This window comes from Bordetella genomosp. 5, assembly GCF_002261475.1.
In the GTDB taxonomy this organism is placed as follows: domain Bacteria; phylum Pseudomonadota; class Gammaproteobacteria; order Burkholderiales; family Burkholderiaceae_B; genus Bordetella.
In genome coordinates, this window is the sequence record NZ_NEVN01000006.1 from 276,203 (window position 1) to 295,951 (window position 19,749).

The 19,749-nt window shown below is 68.0% G+C and carries 12 protein-coding genes and 1 pseudogene; 9 read left to right on the forward strand and 4 right to left on the reverse strand.

The features are described 5' to 3' along the window. Nucleotides 1-259: 259 nt before the first annotated feature. Nucleotides 260-682 carry a tetratricopeptide repeat protein gene (locus CEK29_RS12855; protein WP_094858350.1) on the reverse strand — a complete coding sequence of 141 codons (423 nt, stop codon included), beginning with the start codon at nt 680-682 and terminating at the stop codon, nt 260-262. A 419-nt stretch (nt 683-1,101) separates the two neighbouring features. Between CEK29_RS12855 and CEK29_RS12860 the strand changes: the two genes are divergently transcribed. Both CEK29_RS12860 and CEK29_RS12865 read left to right on the forward strand, forming a co-directional pair. Further along, entirely contained in the window at nt 1,102-6,459 is a 5,358-nt protein-coding gene (locus CEK29_RS12860) for an autotransporter domain-containing protein (RefSeq protein ID WP_217903884.1), read from the forward strand. A gap of 164 nt (nt 6,460-6,623) precedes the next feature. Next, nucleotides 6,624-7,037 carry a PRC-barrel domain-containing protein gene (locus tag CEK29_RS12865; RefSeq protein WP_094799938.1) on the forward strand — a complete coding sequence of 138 codons (414 nt, stop codon included), beginning with the start codon at nt 6,624-6,626 and terminating at the stop codon, nt 7,035-7,037. 35 nt (nt 7,038-7,072) lie between these two features. Here CEK29_RS12865 and CEK29_RS12870 read toward each other — a convergent pair whose 3' ends face one another. Together CEK29_RS12870 and CEK29_RS12875 are read right to left on the reverse strand one after the other, a co-directional pair. After that, nucleotides 7,073-7,711, reverse strand: a complete 639-nt coding sequence (locus tag CEK29_RS12870) for a GTP cyclohydrolase II (RefSeq protein ID WP_094800242.1) — start codon at nt 7,709-7,711, stop codon at nt 7,073-7,075. Between the two features lie 159 nt (nt 7,712-7,870). Then, a complete protein-coding gene (locus CEK29_RS12875) occupies nt 7,871-9,298 on the reverse strand; it encodes an aminotransferase-like domain-containing protein (protein WP_094858352.1) in 1,428 nt (475 codons plus the stop codon). A 112-nt stretch (nt 9,299-9,410) separates the two neighbouring features. Here CEK29_RS12875 and CEK29_RS12880 point away from each other — a divergent pair, with 112 nt between their 5' ends. The 7 genes from CEK29_RS12880 to CEK29_RS12910 all read left to right on the forward strand — a co-directional run bounded on the left by CEK29_RS12880 (nt 9,411) and on the right by CEK29_RS12910 (nt 18,422). Then, nucleotides 9,411-10,697 (forward strand): hydroxymethylglutaryl-CoA reductase, degradative, encoded by a 1,287-nt coding sequence (locus CEK29_RS12880; protein WP_094858353.1) that lies wholly within the window; start codon nt 9,411-9,413, stop codon nt 10,695-10,697. Between the two features lie 84 nt (nt 10,698-10,781). Continuing rightward, entirely contained in the window at nt 10,782-11,330 is a 549-nt protein-coding gene (locus tag CEK29_RS12885; protein ID WP_255176149.1) for a hypothetical protein, read from the forward strand. Continuing rightward, nucleotides 11,327-12,715, forward strand: a complete 1,389-nt coding sequence (locus tag CEK29_RS12890; protein WP_094799934.1) for a tripartite tricarboxylate transporter permease — start codon at nt 11,327-11,329, stop codon at nt 12,713-12,715. The genes CEK29_RS12885 and CEK29_RS12890 overlap by 4 nt, the downstream gene beginning before the upstream one ends. 711 nt (nt 12,716-13,426) lie before the next feature. Beyond that, the gene (locus CEK29_RS12895) at nt 13,427-14,311 is read left to right on the forward strand and encodes a response regulator (RefSeq protein WP_094858354.1); all 885 of its coding nucleotides are present in this window, start codon (nt 13,427-13,429) and stop codon (nt 14,309-14,311) included. Nucleotides 14,312-14,314: 3 nt separating this feature from the next. Continuing rightward, nucleotides 14,315-16,126, forward strand: coding sequence for a sensor histidine kinase (locus tag CEK29_RS12900; RefSeq protein ID WP_094858355.1), 1,812 nt, complete (start codon nt 14,315-14,317; stop codon nt 16,124-16,126). Nucleotides 16,127-16,460: 334 nt separating this feature from the next. Next, nucleotides 16,461-17,240, forward strand: a complete 780-nt coding sequence (locus CEK29_RS12905) for a GGDEF domain-containing protein (protein ID WP_094858356.1) — start codon at nt 16,461-16,463, stop codon at nt 17,238-17,240. A 57-nt stretch (nt 17,241-17,297) separates the two neighbouring features. Beyond that, on the forward strand, nt 17,298-18,422 hold the full coding sequence (locus CEK29_RS12910; RefSeq protein ID WP_094858357.1) for an AMP-binding protein: 1,125 nt from the start codon (nt 17,298-17,300) through the stop codon (nt 18,420-18,422). 116 nt (nt 18,423-18,538) lie between these two features. Here CEK29_RS12910 and CEK29_RS12915 read toward each other — a convergent pair. Then, nucleotides 18,539-19,668, reverse strand: a pseudogene (locus tag CEK29_RS12915) (IS481 family transposase). Between the last annotated feature and the right edge of the window lie 81 nt (nt 19,669-19,749).

Sequence of the window (19,749 nt, forward strand, 5' to 3'; positions counted from 1 at the left end):
CGGTCTGTAGGCGGCGGCCTTCCAGGCGCCATGCATTCGACAAATTCTACCGCCCAATCCATACAAGTTGTTGAATTTTCATTCTTGTATGCATTTTAGCCACGACCAGCCTGGAAAATGTCCCTACATGCAGAGCTGCTCCGGCCGCCCCCGGAGCGGTGACGCGCCTGGCCATCAGGCGCGTCTTGGCTGGCCGACGCCGTCATTGCGCACCGGAGGCACCGGCCGGAGCGTCGACCTCGCTGCGCCCTTCCCCGCCTCAGATGTCCGCGCGGGTTTTCAAAAACGCCAGGTACTCCGGCGCTTCGCCCTCGAAGATCTCCGCGCCGGCGCCCATGTAGGCGCGCATCAGCTCGTCGGCGGCCGTGTCGAGCTGGTCGGCATCGAAAGCCAGTTGGCCCAGGCGCAGGTGGATGAACGGATTGCCCACGCCGCCGGGGCATTGCAGCGCCAGGCCGAAGGTTTCGGCGCTGGCCGTTTCGTCGCCCGCCATGAAGCAGGTGTCGCCGATGGCGACGAGGATCCAGGTGGCGGCTTCCCAACGCTGCTTGGGCTCGGGCAGCAGGTCCCAGGCTTCGTCGTAGGCATCGAGCGCGTCGTCCAGCTCGCCCGCTTCGACGCAGGCGTCACCCTGGGCGCAGAGGGTCTTGATCTGTTCGTGGAGGGCGTCGTCGAGCTGCATGGGGTTATCACTTAGGGATTCGGGAAGAGGCGACAGTGTAGCGGCGGATGGAACGAATACGCGTCGCACGTTACTCATGGCCGAACCGTCATCTGAAAAATGCCAGCGCCGCCCCCTTCCGCTCTGGCCGTGCCGCCTGCCCGCTTTTGCCCCGGAGCTTCGACCTCATGCCCTTCCCGCGCCCGACCGCCAGTCGTCTGTCCGCCACCCCCTTCGCCCTGAGCGCCCTCGTCGCGGCCCTCGCGGCCCTGGCCTGGGTGCCCGTCCAGGCGGCATGCACCGTGGGGGGCTCCACCGCGACCTGTTCCGGCGCGCCTGACCCCGTACAGCCGAATTTCCAAAGCTCGTTAAGTAACCTGTTCCTCACGGTGACGAGCGACGGCGTACTCGCCTCGCCGACAATGGGCGGAAACAGCGCATTGCAACTGACAGGCACGGGACTGACCCTTACCAATGGCGGCGTCATCGATCCCCAGGCGCTGACCGCGCTGCCCGTGCCACACCAGGGCGTGTTCATGAGTAACGCGGCGGGCAGCAATCAGATCATCTTCAACCAGGGCAAGATCTTTGGCGCGTATACCGGCGACCAGAGCGTGGACGGCCTGGCAATGGTGGTCAGGAACGGTGCGGGCGGCAGAACTGTCATCGAGAATGCGAGTGGCGGGGTGATCGCGGCCAAGGCCAGTGGCAACGAGTCCAATATCCTGCCGTCCGACGCTCTTGCGATCGCGGCGTTCGGGGGGGCCCAGGTCACGCTGATCAACCGAGGCACGATCACGGGGCGTGTTTCGTTGTCCAGCACCGGCAGCAACACCGTCAACAACCTCGGCATCATCCAGGGCAGCGTGCATCTCGGGCCGGGTGGCGGACACCAGTTTGTCGCGAGTACCGATTCGTCGGTGACGACCGGAGGCGGCTCCGCCGCCGCGGCATCGCTCATGTACGGCGGCCAGAATCTCGCCTTCGCCCGCCGGGGCGTGGTCGACGCTGGCGCGGGGGGCAACAGCCGACTGCGGCTGATCCAGGGCGGGACAACCGTCGGCGTCATGGACGTCGGCAATTACCTCAACTTCTCCACGATGGATGTCGAAGGTGGCATCTGGAGCTTGTCCGGCAACGCGTCGACTCCCGCGACGACTTTGTTCAACGGCGCCACCGTGCGCATTGCCTCCGGTGATGCGCTGACCGCCGGCACGGTCACGTCGCGCGGGGGGGCCATCGAAAGTTCGGTGACGAACTCCACGATGGGCTTCACCAAGGGACTCGCGCTCGAGAGCGGCATCACGACCTTCGGCGCGGGCGATATCTCGGTGCTGAACGGCGGCATCACGGGTACGGGCGCGCTGCGCAAGACCGGTTCGGGCCTGCTGTTTCTCTCCGAGGCACATGCCTATACCGGCGGCACCTATCTCACCGACGGCGGCATCAGCGTGTCCAATGCCCAGGCGATCGGGAGCGGCGCCCTGACGGTCGGCGGCAGCTCCAACTTGCGGGTCGCCGACGGACTGGTGTTTCCGAGCGACATGACGTTGACCACCGGATCGGCGCTCACGCTGGTACAGAACAACACTTATACGCTCGGCGGCGCCATCACCGGGGCGGGCAGCCTGCGCAAGGACGGAGGAGGCACCGCGACCCTGACCGGTGCGAATACGTATTCGGGTGGCACGACGATCACGGCCGGCACGGTAGCGCTCGACGGTGCGGGTACCCTGGCGCCGGAAGGCGGGCTTACGCTGTCCAGCCCCGGTTCGGTGTTCGCCATCGGCGGCGCCTCGGGCGGCCGCACGATCGGGGCGCTGGCGGGCGCAACGGGGTCGCAGATTCAGCTGGGCGCGAACAGTCTCACGTTCGGCGGCCCCGCGGGCTCGTCGCAGTTCAATGGCGCTTTCTCCGGCACGGGTGGCATCGTCAAACAGGGCGCCGCCACGGTGCGACTGGGCGGCGCCAACACGCACACCGGCGGGACCACTATCACCGGCGGCACCCTGGCGCTGACGACGAGTGGGGCGCTGCCCCAGGCGGGCGCCGTCGCCCTGCTCAACGCCGGATCGACGCTCGATCTGAGCGCAGCGGATGGCGCGCGCCAGGTCGGTGCGCTTACGGGCGACACCGGCACGCGCGTCGTCCTGAACGCCAGCCGACTGACTTTTGGGTCGCTCAATCAGACAGACTTCAACGGCAGTTTCAGCGGTGACGGCGCCATCTCGACGATCGGATCGGTACGCCTGGGCGGTTCGAGTATCCACCGGGGCGGGACCCGCGTCGAGAGCGGCGCCCTGTGGACCACGGCGTCCGAGGTTCTCGGCAGCGGCACGCTCGACGTTACGGCGGGCGCCACGCTGCACCTCGGGGGCACCACGCAGACGGTATCCACGCTCGCCGGCGGGGGCACGATCACCGACGTGGGCGAACTGATCGTCACGTCCGACACGGCGCAGGCCGCCTACTCCGGCACGATTACGGGCACAGGCACGCTGATCAAGCGAGGTGCGGGGTGGCTGGCGCTCACGGGCGTGACGTCCGCCGCAGCCGCCGCGGTGCGCGTCGAAGCGGGCGGAGTGCAGATCATGGGCTCCCACCAGGGCAACGTCGAGGTCAACAGCGGGGGAACGTTGATGGGCGACGGCAGCGTGAACAACCTGACCGTGAACGCCGGGGGCGCCCTGCTTGCCGACAGAATGCAGATCAACGGCAACCTCGTGATGAATGCGGAGTCGCGCTACGTCTACACGCTGGGCAGCCCGACGCTGGCACCAAGCGACCCGCAAAGTGGCGTGCACATGTTTGTCGCAGGCAATGTCACGCTCGACGGCCGGCTCGATCTGAACGATCCGAGCGGACTGGGGCGGGTCGGTTACTACCGGCTCATGACCCACGCGGGTTCGCGCCTGGGCGGCGGGCTTCAGCCCGGCAACTACGCGCCCAGCCTGGCGAACCAGCCCGTCGACATCCTCTACGATCTCGCGGGTCACGTAGACCTGCGCGTCGGCGCCGCGGGCAGCAATCTGCTGCAGACCTGGCAAGGCGGCTCGGGCACCTGGAACGCGAGCAGCACGAACTGGAGCGACGACGGCAGCCCGCTCAGAACCACCTGGGCCGGCAACCATGCCGTCTTCAACGCCGCCGGCGGTGATGCGGTGAACGTGTCAGGCACGCAGGCTTTCGCGGGACTGCAGTTCGTGAGCGACGGCAATCAGCTCTACGGCGGCACGCTGCAGACCGCGGCCGCCGGCAGCGAGATCCGCGTGCTCAGCGGCGCGAGGGCCGTCATCGACACGCCCATCGTCGGCGCGGGCGGGATCGACAAGACCGAAGGCGGCACGCTGGTTCTGCGCGGCACCAACACCTACGGCGACCGCACCCTGCTGAGCGGCGGCGTGCTCGAGATCGATCGGCGCGAGAATCTCGGTGGCATCGGCACCCGGGTGCAGTTCAACGGCGGCACCTTGCGCATCGCGGGCACCCTCTTGCCCACGCTGACGGCGGGCATCGACTGGAGCGCCAACGGCGGGGGCTTCGACATCGCCGAGCCCGGCCATACCTTTCTGGTGGATCAGGTGCTGGTCGGTGGCGATCTGTCGAAGTTCGGCGCCGGCACGCTGCGCCTCGCCGGGAATCAGCAGTATCGAGACACCTACGTGGCGGATGGAACGCTCATCGGCGACGCGCGCTCCATCCGCGGCAACCTCTACAATGCCGGGACCGTCGAGTTCGAGGAAAGCGGCAACGCCACCTTCGCGGGCGCGATCACCGGCAACGGCACGCTGTACAAGCGCGGCATCGGCAGCCTCACGCTGGGCGGCCCCAGTGCCGGGCGATGGGATATCCAGGCCGGCACGCTCGTTGCCGACGCCACGCAATACACGGGTGACACCCATATCGACGGAGGGGCCACGCTCAACCTGTCCAGCGCGTCGCCGGCGACCTACGCCGGCATGCTTGGCGGCACGGGCGCTTTCATCAAAACCGGCGGCGCGTCCCTGACGCTCACCGGAGACAGCACCGCATTCTCCGGCACCACCCTGGTCCAGGCGGGCACGCTCGTGGTGGGCGCGGGCGGCGCGGGCGCTCTGGGCAGCACGCTCCTGGTCGCCAACGGCGGCGCTATTGCCGGCTCCGGCACCGTGGGCAACACCACCCTGGCGAACGGCGCGCGCATCAAACCCGGCAACGGGATCGGCACCCTGACCGTGAATGGCAACCTGACGTTCGGAGCGGGCGCCGTCTACGAGGTCGAAGCCGACCCCGACTCGAGCACGAGCGATCGGATCGATGTCGCGGGCCATTCGAGTCTGGCGGGCTCGGTCCTGCATGTCGGTCCCGATGGGGGCTTCAGCAGCCGCCGCGAGTACACCATCCTTACCTCCAATACGATTGCAGGCACGTTTGGCGCGGTCAGCTCCGACTTCGCGTTCCTGACGCCCGCGCTCAGCTACGACGCGCACAACGTGAAGCTCACGCTCGAGCGCAAGGCGGTGCCGGTCGATCCGGGCCAGCCCGGCGTGCCGGTCGATCCCGAAGTCCCGGTCGACCCGGTCGACCCGCCGGCCCCGCCGGTCCCGCCCGTCCCGACGGAGCCGCCCGTCACCCCCGCGCCGCCCGAGCCGGCGCCGACCCGTCCCATCGCCTTCGAGGATGCCGCACGCAGTGGCAATCAGCGCTCGGTGGCCCGGGCACTGGAGAGTCTGCCCGCGGGCTCTGCCCTGCATGAATTCGTGCTCACCCTGCCGGACGGCGCGCCGCCCGCGGTGTTCAACAGCCTGTCGGGCGAGGCCCACGCGGCGCTCGGCGCCACGCTGGCGCAGGGCGCGCCCAAGGTGCGCGAGCTGCCCATGGCGCGCCTGCGCAACAATCTGAATGCCGGTATGACGGCGGGCGCGCCCACCGCCGCGGCAGGCATGTCGGACCTGGCTCCCGCCACCAGCGCCCTGCCCACCTCGGCTGCCCAGCCCGTCTGGGCCGAGATCATCGGCAACTGGCGCACGCAGGACGGTAACGGCAACGCGGCCAGCGTGCGCGAACATACCGGCGGTGTGTTCGTGGGCGCCGACCAGCCGATCGGCGCCGGCTGGCGTCTGGGCGGCGCGTTCGGCTATACCGACAGCAAGGTCAAGGTCCGCGACCGCGCCTCGCAGGCGGACGTGTCGAGCTACAGCGCGCTGATCTACGGCGGCCGCGCATTCGAGGCCGGCCCGGGCGCCTGGAATCTGATGCTGGGCGGCGGCTACACCTGGCACGATATCTCGACGCGCCGCAACACGCTGAGCCAGACGGCCGAGCTGACCGCCGATTACGGCGCCAGCACGGCGCAGCTCTTCACCGAGCTGGGCTACCGCTGGCGCGTGACGGACCGCGCCACGCTCGAACCCTTCGCCGGCGTGGCCTGGAGCGATCTGCGTACGCGCTCGTTCTCCGAGTCGGGCGGCGCGGCAGCGCTGTCGGGCCAGTCCACGAGTACCACTCAGACCACCACCACGCTGGGCCTGCGCGGCACGCAGGGCTTCGAGGCGGCCGGCATGGCGGGTCAGCTGCGCGCCACGCTGGGATGGCGCCATGCGTTCGGCGATCTCAGCCCGTCGTCGCGGCTGGCCTTCGAGGGCAGCCAGACCTTTACCGTGGCCGGCGCGCCGATCGCCCGTGACGCGGCGCTGCTCGAGCTGGGCGCCGATGTGGCCGTGGGCCGCAACACGACGCTGGGGGTGAGCTACACCGGACAACTGGCCCGCGACAGCCGCGAACACGGGGCCCAGGTGAATCTGCGCTGGCGCTTCTGAGGCGTGGGGCGGCCCCCCGGGCTGCCCCGACCTCCCCGCACCCTCTGGCGCGGGTCGGGCCCGATACTTGCTCTATGCGATTTTGCCGGCACCCCGCACGCCCCGCGCGAGGGTGATACCGGCAACTTCGGCACCGAGCGTGCCGTCCCGCAGGGAGAGTCCTCATGAACAAAAACACTAGCCATTCCTCGATCGCCATGCGCCGCTGCGCCCTTGCCCTGGCACTCGCCATCGGTCTGCCGGCCGGGGCTGCCCTGGCTCAGGGCGCGCCGCAGTCGGTCACCGCCCAGCGTGTGGACGTCGTCCAGCTGGCGACGGGCTACCGCGCGTCCAAGCTGATCGGCGCCGACGTCTTCAATAACGACAAAGACAAGATCGGTACCGTCGACGACGTGATCGTGAGCACGGACCAGCAGCCCTACGCGATCGTCTCGGTGGGCGGCTTCCTCGGCATGGGCACGCGCCTGGTGGCGGTGCCGTTCAAGCAGCTGAAGGTGGCCGACAAGCGTCTGCACATGGACGGCGCCACCAAGGAAAGCCTGAAGGCGCTCGCGGAATTCCGCTACGCCAAGGACTGAGTTTGACGCGGCGGGTGCGCGCAGGCGCCCCGCCGTCAGCTATCGTCGTGATCGAGTTGCAGCAGATGGTGCGTGAGGTTGACCTTGGCGCGCAGATAGCCGAGGTTGTGCTTGTTGGCGTGCACGCGCGTCTGCCGGCACGCGGCGACCTCGATGCCGAGCCGCTCGAGCTGCTGTTTTTTATCCGGATTGTTGCTGAGCAGCTCGATGCGCGACACCCCGAGCGCCTGCAGCATCTGCGCGGCGGCGGTGTAATCGCGATCATCCTGGCCATGGCCCAGATGCACGTTGGCTGCATAGGTATCCAGCCCCTGCTCCTGTAGCCGGTACGCGTCGAGCTTGGGATACAGCCCGATGCCACGGCCTTCCTGGCGCAGGTAGAGCAGATAACCCCCCTCTTCCTTCAGCACGCGCAGGGCCTCCTGCAGCTGCGGCCCGCAATCGCAGCGCAACGAGCCGAACACATCGCCCGTCAGGCATTCCGAATGCATGCGCACCAGCGGCAGCGCGCCGGGTTCGCCGAACTGCAGCGCCATATGCTCTTTGCCGTCGATCAGGCCATGGAAACTGTGCGCCAGCGCGTGCGCCTCCGTTCCGTCGGCAAGGCGCACGGGCAATTGAACCGTGGCACGGAGGGAAACGGCAGGCTGCGGCGCAGCATCTCGGGGAGGCAATACGGGATTCACGGCAAACAACAACTCGGTAAGAAAAGACCGGGCGCCAGCGGCGGGACGCGGATAAATGCCCGCGCGCCACGACCGCAATAAGGTCTGGTCGGGTGGCCGCGGCCGTCATGGGTACCGCGGCGAGCCGACAGCGTAACGCATGACGCTCTATTCTGCTCGTTCGAGGTATGCCGCCACCCGCGCTTCGAAGCGCGGCTCGATCACGGCGCCGACATTGCAGCGCGACCACGGCGAGCGCGCGTTCGAATCCACACTGAAGACCCGCCCGGGCGCCATCATCACTTTTTCTTCCATCAGGCCCTGGGCCAGCGCGAGCGAGTCGTCCTGCCCCGGAAAGCGGCACCATAGATAGAGCGAGCTGGCCGGGCGGGTGAACACCTCGGCGCCCAGCCCGTCGAGCACCTGCAGGGCCTGCGCCGTCGCCTGTTCGAGACGCTGGCGCAAGCGCACCAGGTGGCGCGCGTAGTGGCCTTCGCGCAGCATCACGTCGACCATGCGCTCGCTGTACTCGGAGCTGCTCACGTGCACCAGCGCCTTCAGATCGGCCAGGTCGCTGGCGAGCGCCCCGCCGCAGGCGATGAAGCCCACGCGCAACGCGGCGGAAAAGGATTTGGAGAAGCTGCCCAGGTAGATCACGCGCTCGAGTTGATCGAGCGCGGCCAGACGCACGGCCGCCGTGGGCTTGAAATCGGCCAGCGGATCGTTTTCGACGATCATGAGGTTGTGGCGCTCCGCCAACTGCAGCAGCTTGTAGGCCTTGGCGGGCGCGAGGTCCGAGCCGGTCGGATTGTGCGCGATCGATTGGGTAAAGAAGAGCCGCGGTTTGTGCCGGTGCAGGCTCGCCTCCAGCGCCGCCATGTCCGGACCGTCGGCCAGCCGCGGCACGCCCACCATCTGCACGCCCGCCAGCTTGAGCTTGCCGAACAGCGGGTAGTAGCCGGGGTCGTCCACCAGGGCCACCGCGCCTGGCTGAAGGAAGTAGCGGATCACCAGGTCCATGGCCTCGTTGGCGCCGTGCGTAAGCACGAACTGCCCGGGCGCCGCGCTGATGCCCACGTCGCCCAGCTTGCGCACGAGGCTGTCTCGCAGCGGCCGGTAGCCGAACCGGCTGCCATAGCGGAACAACGCGCCGAGCCCGGTGCGGGTGACGCGCTGCTGATAACGATCCATGCGCATGTCGGCCAGCCACTCGACCGGCGGAAAACCATCGCCCGCCGCCACGGCATCCGGTTGCGTGCGCAACTGTTCGCGCATGAGCCACACGATGTCCATGGCCCGGCTCAACTGGCCCGCCTCTTCGTCCTGGCCCTTGCGCGCCTGCGCCTGCGGCGACACGTAAAAGCCGGCGCCGCGGCGCGGCACGACCAGCCCCCGGGCCACCAGGATCTCGAAGGCCACGACGACGGTGTTCTTGGCATAGCGGTGCAACTGTGCCAGCTCGCGCAGCGAGGGCAGCTTGTCGCCCGGGCGGTACACCCCCTCGGCGATCTGCTCGCCGATCAGTCGCGCGAGGCCTTCCGCGATGGGCGCGGGGCGACGCGGGCGGCTGTCGGAGGGATCCAGCGGAGCGTTCATGGCGGCTTGATTGGTGCAGTGCAGCGGTACTGTTTGCGCAAACTGTACCTCTCTTGATTGGTACAGTCTACCTAGAATCAGGCCCACGATACTCACAAGGAGACATAAGGCCGTGGCTGATTCCCGCCTCCCCAACTTCCGTGCGCTCGCTCCCGCCGAGCGCCTGTCCGCCCTCGCCGCCAAGCTCGGTCTCACCGCCGACGAGCAGGCCCTGCTGGCTCGTCCGGGCGCGCTCGAGCTCGCGCGCGCCGACGGCATGATCGAAAACGTGATCGGCACGTTCGAGCTGCCGCTGGGCGTGGCCGGCAACTTCCAGATCAATGGCCGCGACGTGCTCGTGCCCATGGCCGTGGAAGAGCCTTCTGTCGTGGCGGCCGCCTCGTACATGGCCAAGCTGGCGCGCGCCTGCGGAGGCTTTCAGACGTCCAGCACGCGGCCGCTGATGCGGGCGCAGGTCCAGGTGCTGGGGCTGGGCGATCCGCAAGGCGCCCGCCTGGCGCTGCTGCGCGAACGCGATCGCATCCTGACCCTGGCCAACAGCCGCGACAAGGTTCTGATCCAGCTGGGCGGCGGTTGCCAGGACATCGAAGTGCACGTGTTCCCGGACACGCCGCGCGGCCCGATGCTGGTCATGCACCTGATCGTGGACGTGCGCGACGCCATGGGCGCCAACACGGTGAACACAATGGCGGAGGCCGTCGCGCCGCTGGTCGAAGAGATCACCGGTGGCCGGGTGCGTCTGCGCATCCTGTCGAATCTGGCCGATCTGCGCCTGTCGCGGGCGCGCGTGCGCCTCACTCCGCAAGTGCTGGACACGCCCGAACGCAGCGGCGCCGAGATCATCGAGGGCGTGCTCGACGCCTATGTCTTCGCCGCCGTCGACCCGTACCGCGCCGCCACGCACAACAAGGGGATCATGAACGGCATCGATCCGGTGATCGTGGCCACCGGCAACGACTGGCGCGCCATCGAGGCCGGCGCCCATGCCTATGCCAGCCGCGATGGCCGCTACACCTCGCTGACCCATTGGGAAAAAGACAGCACCGGCGCGCTGGTCGGTACGCTCGAGATGCCCATGCCGGTCGGTCTGGTCGGCGGCGCCACCAAGACCCATCCGCTCGCGCGCCTCGCGCTGCGCATGATGGAGGTGTCGTCGGCCCAGGAGCTGGGCGAAGTGGCGGTGGCCGTCGGTCTGGCGCAGAATCTGGGCGCCCTGCGCGCGCTGGCCACCGAAGGCATCCAGCGCGGCCACATGGCCCTGCACGCCCGCAACATCGCACTGACCGCCGGCGCGACCGGCGCGGAGGTCGATACGGTGGCGCGGCGCATGGCCGAAGAACACGATGTGCGCACCGACCGTGCGCTCGCATTGCTGGAGGAACTGCGCCAGACGGTTTAGCAGCACGACCGGGCGGCGCGCCTTCAGCGCCCGCCCATCCCGCGACGCCTCGCAGAAGGCGTCCGCACCGAGAGGAGACCAAGCATGAAGCAAGATAACGGGGCGTCCGAGTGGCGCCTGGCCGAAGTCTGGAATGACACGGTGGACCTGCGCCAGCTGGCCTGGGCCATCGTGATCGGCGTCGGCATCAGCGTGACCGCGTTCTTTCTGGCGAGCCGCTGGCTGCGGACGGTCGTGGCCACGCCGGAGCTCGCGCATGCCTACGCCATGCTGGCGGGGCTGGGCGGCTGCGTGCTCGCGGGCGTGATCTGCGCCAGGCGCTTCCCGCCCAAGCGCATCGTCAACGAAGAGAATGCCGCGAGCGATCCCGCCTGGCGCGCCGAGGTGCTGGCCGAGCTGGCCGCGCAACCCGGTGGCCTGGGGCGCGCTTCCGACCTGCCGCCCGCCACCGTGCAGGAACTGCGCGAGCTTGGGCTTTACGATCTTTTCGCCGAGCAGCCGGATGGGGCGGCCGCCGGCGCGGCGGCTGCCGGCGCGGTGGCCGCCAATGCGGCCAGCCAGGAAGCGGCACGCACCGCCGCGGCCCCGTCGGGCGACACGGCCCGCGCCACCCGCCAGGAGGCCCTGACATGAGCGATCCCGCCTTTATCGACACCTTTCTCGTCGCGCTCGCGATGGGCTTGATCGGCGCGGTGGTCTTCGCCGCGATCGGCCTCGTGAGCGGCACGGACGAGACCACCACGCTGGCGCCGCTCACGCTGCTCGTTGTGCTGCTGGGCGTGCCGCCCGCCGGCGTCTTCACGTTCTTTCTGGCCGGCGCGGTCGCCAAGCACATGACCCATGCGGTGCCGACCGCCCTGCTCGGGATCCCGGGCGACACGCTCGCCACGCCGCTGCTGCAGGACGCCAACACGCTGCGCCGTCTGGGCGTGCCGCACATTGCGTTGCGCAAGATGGTGTCCGGCGGCATCGTGGCGGCCTTCGTCGCCGTGCCGCTCGCGGTGCTGTTCGCCGTGCTGCTGGCACCGTTCGGCAGCGTGATCACGCAGACCGCGCCCTGGATCTTCCTGGCGGCCGCGCTGCTGATCGCGTACTTCTCCGCCGGACGCTGGGCCGCGGTGGCCCTGCTCGTGCCCTTTGTCGTCGTGATCGTGGCGTTGCAGAGCCTGACCGCCAAGTATGGCGTGAAACTCAGCATCAGCTATTTTCTGGGCATCGCCATCGGGCCGCTGATCGCCGATCTGTTCTCGGTGAGCTCGCCGCAGGGCCGCGAGAAGATGCGCCGCGACAAGGTGCGCACGTTCTCGCTCGCGCCGGACGTAAAAGGCTGGTCGGGATATTTCCCGAACCCGCTCAAGGTGATGGACGCCGTGCAGACGCGCTGGACCCTCACGACCGCGGCCATCTCGAGCGCCACCTTCGTGTTCAGCCCGGTCGCGATGACGGTGGTGCTGGGCGAACTCGTGGGCTCGCGCATCAAGCACGCCTATCACCGGCTCACCACCGTGCTGAGCGCGCGCAACGGCGTGACCGAGGCCACCTACGTGGCGGAAGCCCTGATCCCGCTGATCGCGTTCGGCCTGCCGCTCAGCCCGGTGGCCGCGGGCCCGGCCGCGCCGCTCTTCAATGCACCGCCCCGCTTCACGGTGGACGCGGCCACCGGCGAGACCCACAATCTGCACAACCTGCTGAGCCACTGGGAGTTTCTGGGCTACGGCATGATGGCCGTGATCCTGGCCGCCATCGTGTCCTATCCGTTCGCCATGAACTTCGCCCGCCGCGCCGCGCTGTTCGTGTCGCGCCGGGTCAGCCACGAGGCCATCATCGCCACCTTCGTCGGTCTGATCATCGTGATCAGCGTCTGGGAAGGCCAGCTGCTCGGTCTGCTCGTGATCCTGACCATGGGCCTGTTCGGCGGGCTGCTGTCGCGCCGTTTCGGCTTCAACACCGGCGTGCAGTTCATGGGCTACTACACGGCCGTGTTGACCGTGCCGGCGCTGGTCAAGCTGATCGCCTGACCGTGACCGTGGGCGCGGCCGTTGGCGCGGAGCAACGCTCCGGACGGCCGCGCAGGCCCTGGCGGACCAGAGCAACATTTTTATGACCCGGCCTGCCGGGTCTTTTTTATTTCAGCGTTTGACGGGCACAGTTATCGGAAGTGCAACTTTTGAAACTGATGTCCTCAAACATTGCATTATCTCGCCCGACCTATATTCAAAAACCTACGAAGATTACCGATCCTATCGCATTTGCATAACGCGTTTCGCGCGCTCGGTGGTGGCCGCGCGGGCCCCGAACGGCATCGGTCGCGGCGCTGCAAAAGATCGTTCGTCCGCGGCGCAGGCTGCCGGGCCGCTCGCGGCCACCGCGTCGGCAAGCCACGTCCTATAAGGCTTTGCGCGGTACCGAGGCGGCGGCGTCGCCTCGCCGGGCCAGCCCGCTCCTCCGCGTAGCTGCCCCCGCCCCGCACGCATTCGTCGCGCACGCTGCGCTGCGACACACTTTGCGCGAGGCGCGCCAGCCCGCGCTTATGCGACACCTGTCTCGCAGAACATGTTGCAACGCCTGCGAATAATCGCGGCAATCAACCTTTTGGCCCATTGTTGTGATTTAGGTGCAGCCCAAAAGGACTAGCCGTTTTAAGCGCAGCGCGGCCCGCACGACCGGCCTATCATGTGACAGACTGAAAATCAGGTGTTCGATAATGTGAATATCAAGGATGCCGGACGATGTTACGTGCAAGTGCCCATCGCGACCACGTACTGCTGGTCGATGACAACCCTGACGAATTGAGACTTCTGATCGAACTGTTGCGTGGCGCGAATTTTCGCATCGCGCTCGCTTTCGATGGCACCCAGGGATACAAGCGCGCCGCCGCGATCTCTCCCGATCTGATCCTGATGGATCTGCGCATGCCGCAGACCGATGGCTTCGCCGCGTGCCGGCTGCTGCAACATGACCCGGTCACGGCGAACATTCCGATCATCTTCCTGTCGGCAAGCCGCAGTCTCGACGAGCGTCTGAACGTGCTGCAGAACGGCGGTGTGGACTTCATTCAGAAGCCCTTCGCGCCGTCGGAAGTGCTCGCGCGCATTCAGATCCATCTGAAGCGCGGCGCCCAGCGGCGCGAGCAGGCCGTCCAGCCTTCCGCGCGGCCCCGGCTGAGCGCGGAGCAAGTCATCGTGAACGCCGCGAAGAGCTATCTGGCGCAATGCCTGGCCGCGCCGCCCACGCTCGCCGAACTCGCGCGCAAGGTGGGCACCTACGAGAAGAAGCTCTCGCTCGCCTTTCGGCGCCAACTGGGCAAGACGGTATTCGAGCACTTGCGCGATGCGCGCCTCGATCGTGCGCAACAGCTCCTGTCGGACACGCGGCTCAGCGTGACCGACATCGCCGCCGAGACGGGGTTCTCGAATGCGGCGAACTTCGCCACCGCCTTTCGCAAGAAGGCGGGGCTCACGCCCACGGAGTTCCGCGCCGGCCTCTGCGGCGCGGGCGCGACCGCGCATGTGGGCCTGATCGACGCGGCGGGACATGGGCACGAGGATCGTCACGACGGCGATGGAAGCGACGCGGACGAAGCCTGCACCACCGGTCTGCCGGACGCGAGCTAGACGATGCCGCACCATGCGCTGGCCGCCGAAGCCGCCGTGCACGCGCCCTCCGCCATGATGGCGCTGCGCGTGCTGGCGTTCGCGCCGGCGCCCGTGATGGCGGAGGTGGAGATCCTGCCGCTGATGGTGCAAGGCGCCTTCAGCGGCGCCTTCGCCGCGCTCGCCTGCGGCGCGGTTGTGAGTTTCGCGCACTCGCGCGCCTGGCCCTTCGCATGGCTGGCCTTGGCCGCGCTGGCGGCCGCGCTGTTCCAGTTCGCGATGGCCAATGACAACCCCGGCCTCTCGCCAGCGCTCGCGTCGCTGGCGCCGTTCGTCGAACCCGCGGCCGGCGTGCTCGTCGTGCTGAGCCTCATGGGCCTGTTCTGCAGCCTGTCGGGGCGGCGGGTGTGCCGGTTCGCGGCCCTGCCACAACTCGCGTTTGCCACGATGGCACTGGTGGCGATGAACATCTCGGCCTGGTGGCTCTCCGAAGAGCTCGGGCAATGGGGGCTGCTCGCGACCATCGCCGCCTGCGTGTGCTTTCTGCTGTTGTTCGTACGGCATCGCAGCAGCAGCAACGTGGCGGGTCTGATGATCGCCACCGCCGTCGCGGCACTGGTGAACCTGCTGCCCCGGCTCGATGCGCAGATGCTCGGCGAGGGCTACGCCGAGCGTCTGTGGTTCCTGGGCGATACGCTCGAGGCGCGGCTGCTCAGCGCGGTGTTCAACCTCGCCATCCTGACGCTTTGGTTCCGCCGCCTCGGCAGGGCCACCGAGCTCGCGCCCCAGCGGATTGCACCGCCGGCCGCGGCGCCGCTGGAGATCGTGTCGGCCGAGCACGCGCCGAGCAGCGCCGACGACGCGCTCACGCGCCAGAAGATCGAGACGCTGAGCTATGTCGGCCACGATCTGCGTGCGCCGCTCGCCACGATTCAGGGCTATGTGCGCCTGCTGCGCGAGAGCGCCAATCCGCCGAAATCCGAACATCTCGACGCCATCGACCGCTCGGTGGCATTCCAGCTCAGCCTGATCGAGGATGTGCTCGACTACGCCAAGGCGGAGCTCGAGCCGCTGCATCTGGCGCCCGCACCCACCCGCCTCACCGACCTGCTCGATGAGGTCGTGCCTTATGCCAGCATGCTGGCGACCGCCACGGGCAATCGGTTCTGCTTACGTCCGCCGCCCGTGCTGCCGACCAGCGTGGCGCTCGACGGCAACCGGCTGCAACAGGTGCTGCTCAACCTGCTGTCGAATGCGGCGAAGTTCACGCCGCACGGCACCATCATCCTGCGGCTGCAGGCTCGGCCCCAGGCAGACCGCGGCGCGTGGCAGCTGTGCTTCAGCGTGGAGGACGACGGCATCGGCATGGCGCCTGAGCTGCAGGATCGCATCTTCGACGCCTTCCTGCAGCTGGAGCGCTCACGCAGCGGCGTCGGGCTGGGCCTGTTCATCGCACAGCGCATCGTCGAAAACATGGGCGGCAGCCTGCACGTGCGCAGCGCGCCCGGCGCCGGCAGCACGTTCTCGTTCACCATCGAGGTCGATGAGATCGACGGCACGCTGGTCGTCGCGCCGACCCACCCCAGCGACGATGCCGTGATCACGGCGCCCTTCCCCTTCGCCCCGCCGCCGCACGCGCCGCCCGCGCCTGCCCGCCTCGAGCTCGCCATGCTGGCGCGCGATGGCCAGCTGAGCGACATCGAAGAGTGGCTGCCGCGCACCGCGCAGGCCCACCCGGGCTTCGACGCGTTCTACGACGAAGTGCACAAGGCGATGGAGTCGCTGGATCTGCACCGGCTCGAGACGCTCGCGCTGCACGGCACGGCGCGCGGCTGAGGTCCACGTTTCGCCTGACGGTATGCGCCGCCGGCGCGCGCCTCATCGCCGCGGGCTTGCCTGCCCGGTGCTCGCTGGCAGCGTTATCACCCCGGCTTTATTTCGTTCAATCTTCAAGTATCGGCGTGCGCCGATCGGCCCGCGCGCGCGCCCGCGTGTAGGTATCGACAAAAACTTCGGCCGGGCAAAGTGTTTTGCCCGCCATAAAAAGGGGGGCGCAGGCCCCGGACGCAACACTCGCATCGTGGCGCGTTGTCATGCCATGACGCTGGCGTTGCAGTGCGGCAGGTCCGCGACGTCTTGAAAGTTCTTTTATCAGGCCGGTAGGGAAACCATGAAAGACATTCACCCGCGACATGAACCCTTTTTCTCGCTGACCAGTCAGGACGTGCTGCTGACGCCCGGCGGACTGCGCGCCCTCTTGCCCGGCGGCGTGCGCGACACGGATCCCGAGATGCAGCCGGCCGACGACCCCGCCACGCAGGACATGCTGGCCCGGATCCGGCAGCTCGAATCGCAGAACCGGCGTCTGCGCCATCTGAGCATCACCGACGAACTCACCTGCGCCTTCAATCGCCGCCACTTCTCGACGAGCTACGCGCAGCTGGTGCATCTGAGCGGCGCGCCCGCGGCGCGCGGGGATGCGATCGCGCTGTGCCTGTTCGACATCGACTATTTCAAAACCTACAACGACACCTTCGGGCACCCCCGCGGCGACATGGCGCTGCAGGCGGTGAGCCACGCGGTGGCCAACATGCTGCGCTGCGGATCCGACCGGCTGTTCCGCTTCGGCGGCGACGAGTTCGGCGTGTTGTTCCGTGCCGCCAGCGCCGAAGAGGCGCTCGAGCGGGCGCGCAGCTTCCAGACCGCCGTCGATGCGCTGCGGATCGCGCATCCCGGCGGGCAGCACAAGCTTCTGACGGCCAGCTTCGGCCTGGCATGGCATGCCACGCCGGCCGCGCATGGCGTGGACGCCAAGCAGATCTACTCGGCGGCCGACGCCGTGCTGTACGCCGCCAAGCAGGAAGGCCGCAATCGCGTGCGATTGCAGGTCATGTCCGGCCGCGCGGCGGACGCGCCCGTCTGGGATATCGCCAGCCGCGCCCTCGGCTAGCCTGGCCGGCGGCGGCCGGGCGCGTGACGCGACGTTGACAACCCTGAACGACGGCACATGCACTTCGACTTCGACAATGGCACCTTCGGCCATCTGCGCCACGCCCCTCAGGCCCCCGCTGTCGTCCACGCGGACGGGGTGCTCAGCTGGCAATCGCTGCATGCGCAGACCCGCGGCTGGATTCATCGTGCGCTCACCGCCGGCGCGCGCACCGATCAGGCCCTGGTGATCCTGGGGCACAACGAGCCTTCGATCGTGACTGCCATGCTGGGCTGCCTGGTGCTGGGGGTGCCTTACGTGCCGGCCGACAGCCGCGACACCGTGGATCGCATCCGCCGCATCGTGGACCATTCCTGCGCCTCGCTCATCTACGACACCGCCACCGACCGCTTCATCGTCGGCCCGGCCGGTGCGCGGCCGCTCACCGAGGCCAAGCTCGCCTGCATCATGTTCTCGCCCTCGGGCGGGCAGGAGCCGCTGGGCGCGCAGATCGGCCGCGAAAGCATTGCCGCCCAGGCCAAATGGCTGCGACGTCAGGCCCGCCTGGGCCCCACGCCGGTGTTCATGGGCCCCGCCTCGTTCATGTGCGGGCGCTCGATCCTGGACCTGCTCGGCCCGATGGCGACCGGAGGCACGCTGGTGCTGCGGCCCGCCGTGGACGAGCCGCAGCACGGCACGTTTGCGCACCACCTCGCTCTCCACCATGTCAGCGTGCTGGTGGCGAAGCCGTCGTTCCTGCGCCAGCAGCTCAAGGATCCCGCCTTCGGCGGCCATCATCTGCCGGCGCTACACACCCTGATCCTGGGCGCCGAGCCGATCACGCCGCCGCATTTCATGGCGCTGCGCCAGCGCTTTCCCGGCGTGCGCATCGTCCGCAACTACGACCGGGTCGAAGTGACAGGCGCGGCCACGTGGAGCGAGATCGACGCCTCGATGCACGACCCGCTCGCCAACACTTACACGCTGGGTCATGCGCGGTCCTGCGGCGAGGTGTTCCTGCGCAACGGCGAGATCTGCGTCGCGGGGCCTACCGTGATGCGCGGCTACATCAATGCGCCCGACATCAACCGCGTGCGCATGTTCCAGCACCGCGGCCGGCCCGCGTATCGCACCGGCCACTGGGGCATGATCGACGAGCGCGGCCTCGTCTTCTGGCAGGCCCAGTCGTCGACCCCTGAATAAGGTGGCCCCCACGCCGCGCGCGCGTTGCGCGCTTGCTGCCCCCCGAGGGGGCGCGCTGTATGGACCGGGGACATGGGTGACAGGTGTGCGGGGACATGGGTAACAGGTTGACCAGGTTACTTTACGGTCCTTAAATCGATCTGCCCGAGGCAGTGATGGCAGAAGAAGATATCGAACGTGCCGTCTGCTTGCGCCCTTGGCCTGAAGGCGACGTACTGGCCGCGCAGGCCGACCGATAGGCGCAGCTGCCTGCCCTGCAGATCGACCCAGCCACCATATTGCACCTTGCGTACCAGGGTGTCCGGGGCATAAACGACGGGCGGCAGAACGCGCGGCATCGTGCGCGGGCTGGGTCGGTATCGTTGCGCAGGCGTTTGCATATCCAGTGCCTGGTGCGGGCGTTCGTGGTTGTAGATCCAGCGCAGGGATCGAACTGACGCTGGGCATCGTCAAGGTCACGGAAGCGCCGGGTGCCTAGCACTTCCGCCTTGAAGGTGCGATGGAACCGTTCGTCCTTGCCATTGCTCTGCGGATGCGCCGGTCTGTTGTGTGAGAGATCAATGCCGAGCCTGATGAACCAGACGGCCAGCCGCGTCAGCGTGTCCATGCCTGAGGCCGCCCAGGGCGTGCCGTTGTCGGTGTTGATGCGCCTGGGCAGACCGTAGCGGGAGAACGCTTGCACCAGCGCAGCCTGAACGGGCTCGAAGCGCTCGGCAGCCATGGCCTGCAAAACGATGTTGTAGCGGGAGTGATCGTCGATGACCGTGAGCGGATGGCATCGCTGCCGATCAGTGGCAAAGTGACCCTTGAAGTCCATCTGCCATAGGTCGTTGGGCGCCTCATGCTCGAACCGCTGCCAGGGTCGTCCTGCACCAGAAGACGTATCTGCCAAGCGGCCATGACGGCGAAGTACCTCCGTGACAGTGCTGGGTGCCAGCATCACCCCTTGATCGCGCAGCAATACGTGAGCGATCTTGCGGCCGCCCCAGGCGGGATGACGCTGCCGGACCTCGAGCACCAGCGCCTCAAGCGCCTCAGATGTGCGCCCAGGCGTACGCCTAGGGCGCCTCGATAAGGGCTCCAGTCCGGCTGACCCCCGCTCTTCGTAGCGGCCCAGCCACTTATATCCGGTCTTGAGACTGATGCCGAAACGTCGGCATAACTCGCTCACGTTGGCGCCGAGCTGTGTGGCTAACGCCACAAACTCCGTCTTCTGATCGCTCACGGTAACAGCACTCCAAGGCATGGAACTCTCCCGGGCATCTAGTCCGGAAAAGTGTCACCCATGTCCTCGTACACCTGTTACCTATCTGTCCGGTCCATACAC

Coding starts and splice junctions, on each gene's coding strand:
- CEK29_RS12895 (WP_094858354.1), top strand. CDS start 13,427: ATGTTACGTGCAAGTGCCCATCGCGACCACGTACTGCTGGTCGATGAC.
- CEK29_RS12905 (WP_094858356.1), top strand. CDS start 16,461: ATGAAAGACATTCACCCGCGACATGAACCCTTTTTCTCGCTGACCAGT.
- CEK29_RS12885 (WP_255176149.1), top strand. CDS start 10,782: ATGAAGCAAGATAACGGGGCGTCCGAGTGGCGCCTGGCCGAAGTCTGG.
- CEK29_RS12890 (WP_094799934.1), top strand. CDS start 11,327: ATGAGCGATCCCGCCTTTATCGACACCTTTCTCGTCGCGCTCGCGATG.
- CEK29_RS12900 (WP_094858355.1), top strand. CDS start 14,315: ATGCCGCACCATGCGCTGGCCGCCGAAGCCGCCGTGCACGCGCCCTCC.
- CEK29_RS12910 (WP_094858357.1), top strand. CDS start 17,298: ATGCACTTCGACTTCGACAATGGCACCTTCGGCCATCTGCGCCACGCC.
- CEK29_RS12865 (WP_094799938.1), top strand. CDS start 6,624: ATGAACAAAAACACTAGCCATTCCTCGATCGCCATGCGCCGCTGCGCC.
- CEK29_RS12875 (WP_094858352.1), bottom strand. CDS start 9,298: ATGAACGCTCCGCTGGATCCCTCCGACAGCCGCCCGCGTCGCCCCGCG.
- CEK29_RS12855 (WP_094858350.1), bottom strand. CDS start 682: ATGCAGCTCGACGACGCCCTCCACGAACAGATCAAGACCCTCTGCGCC.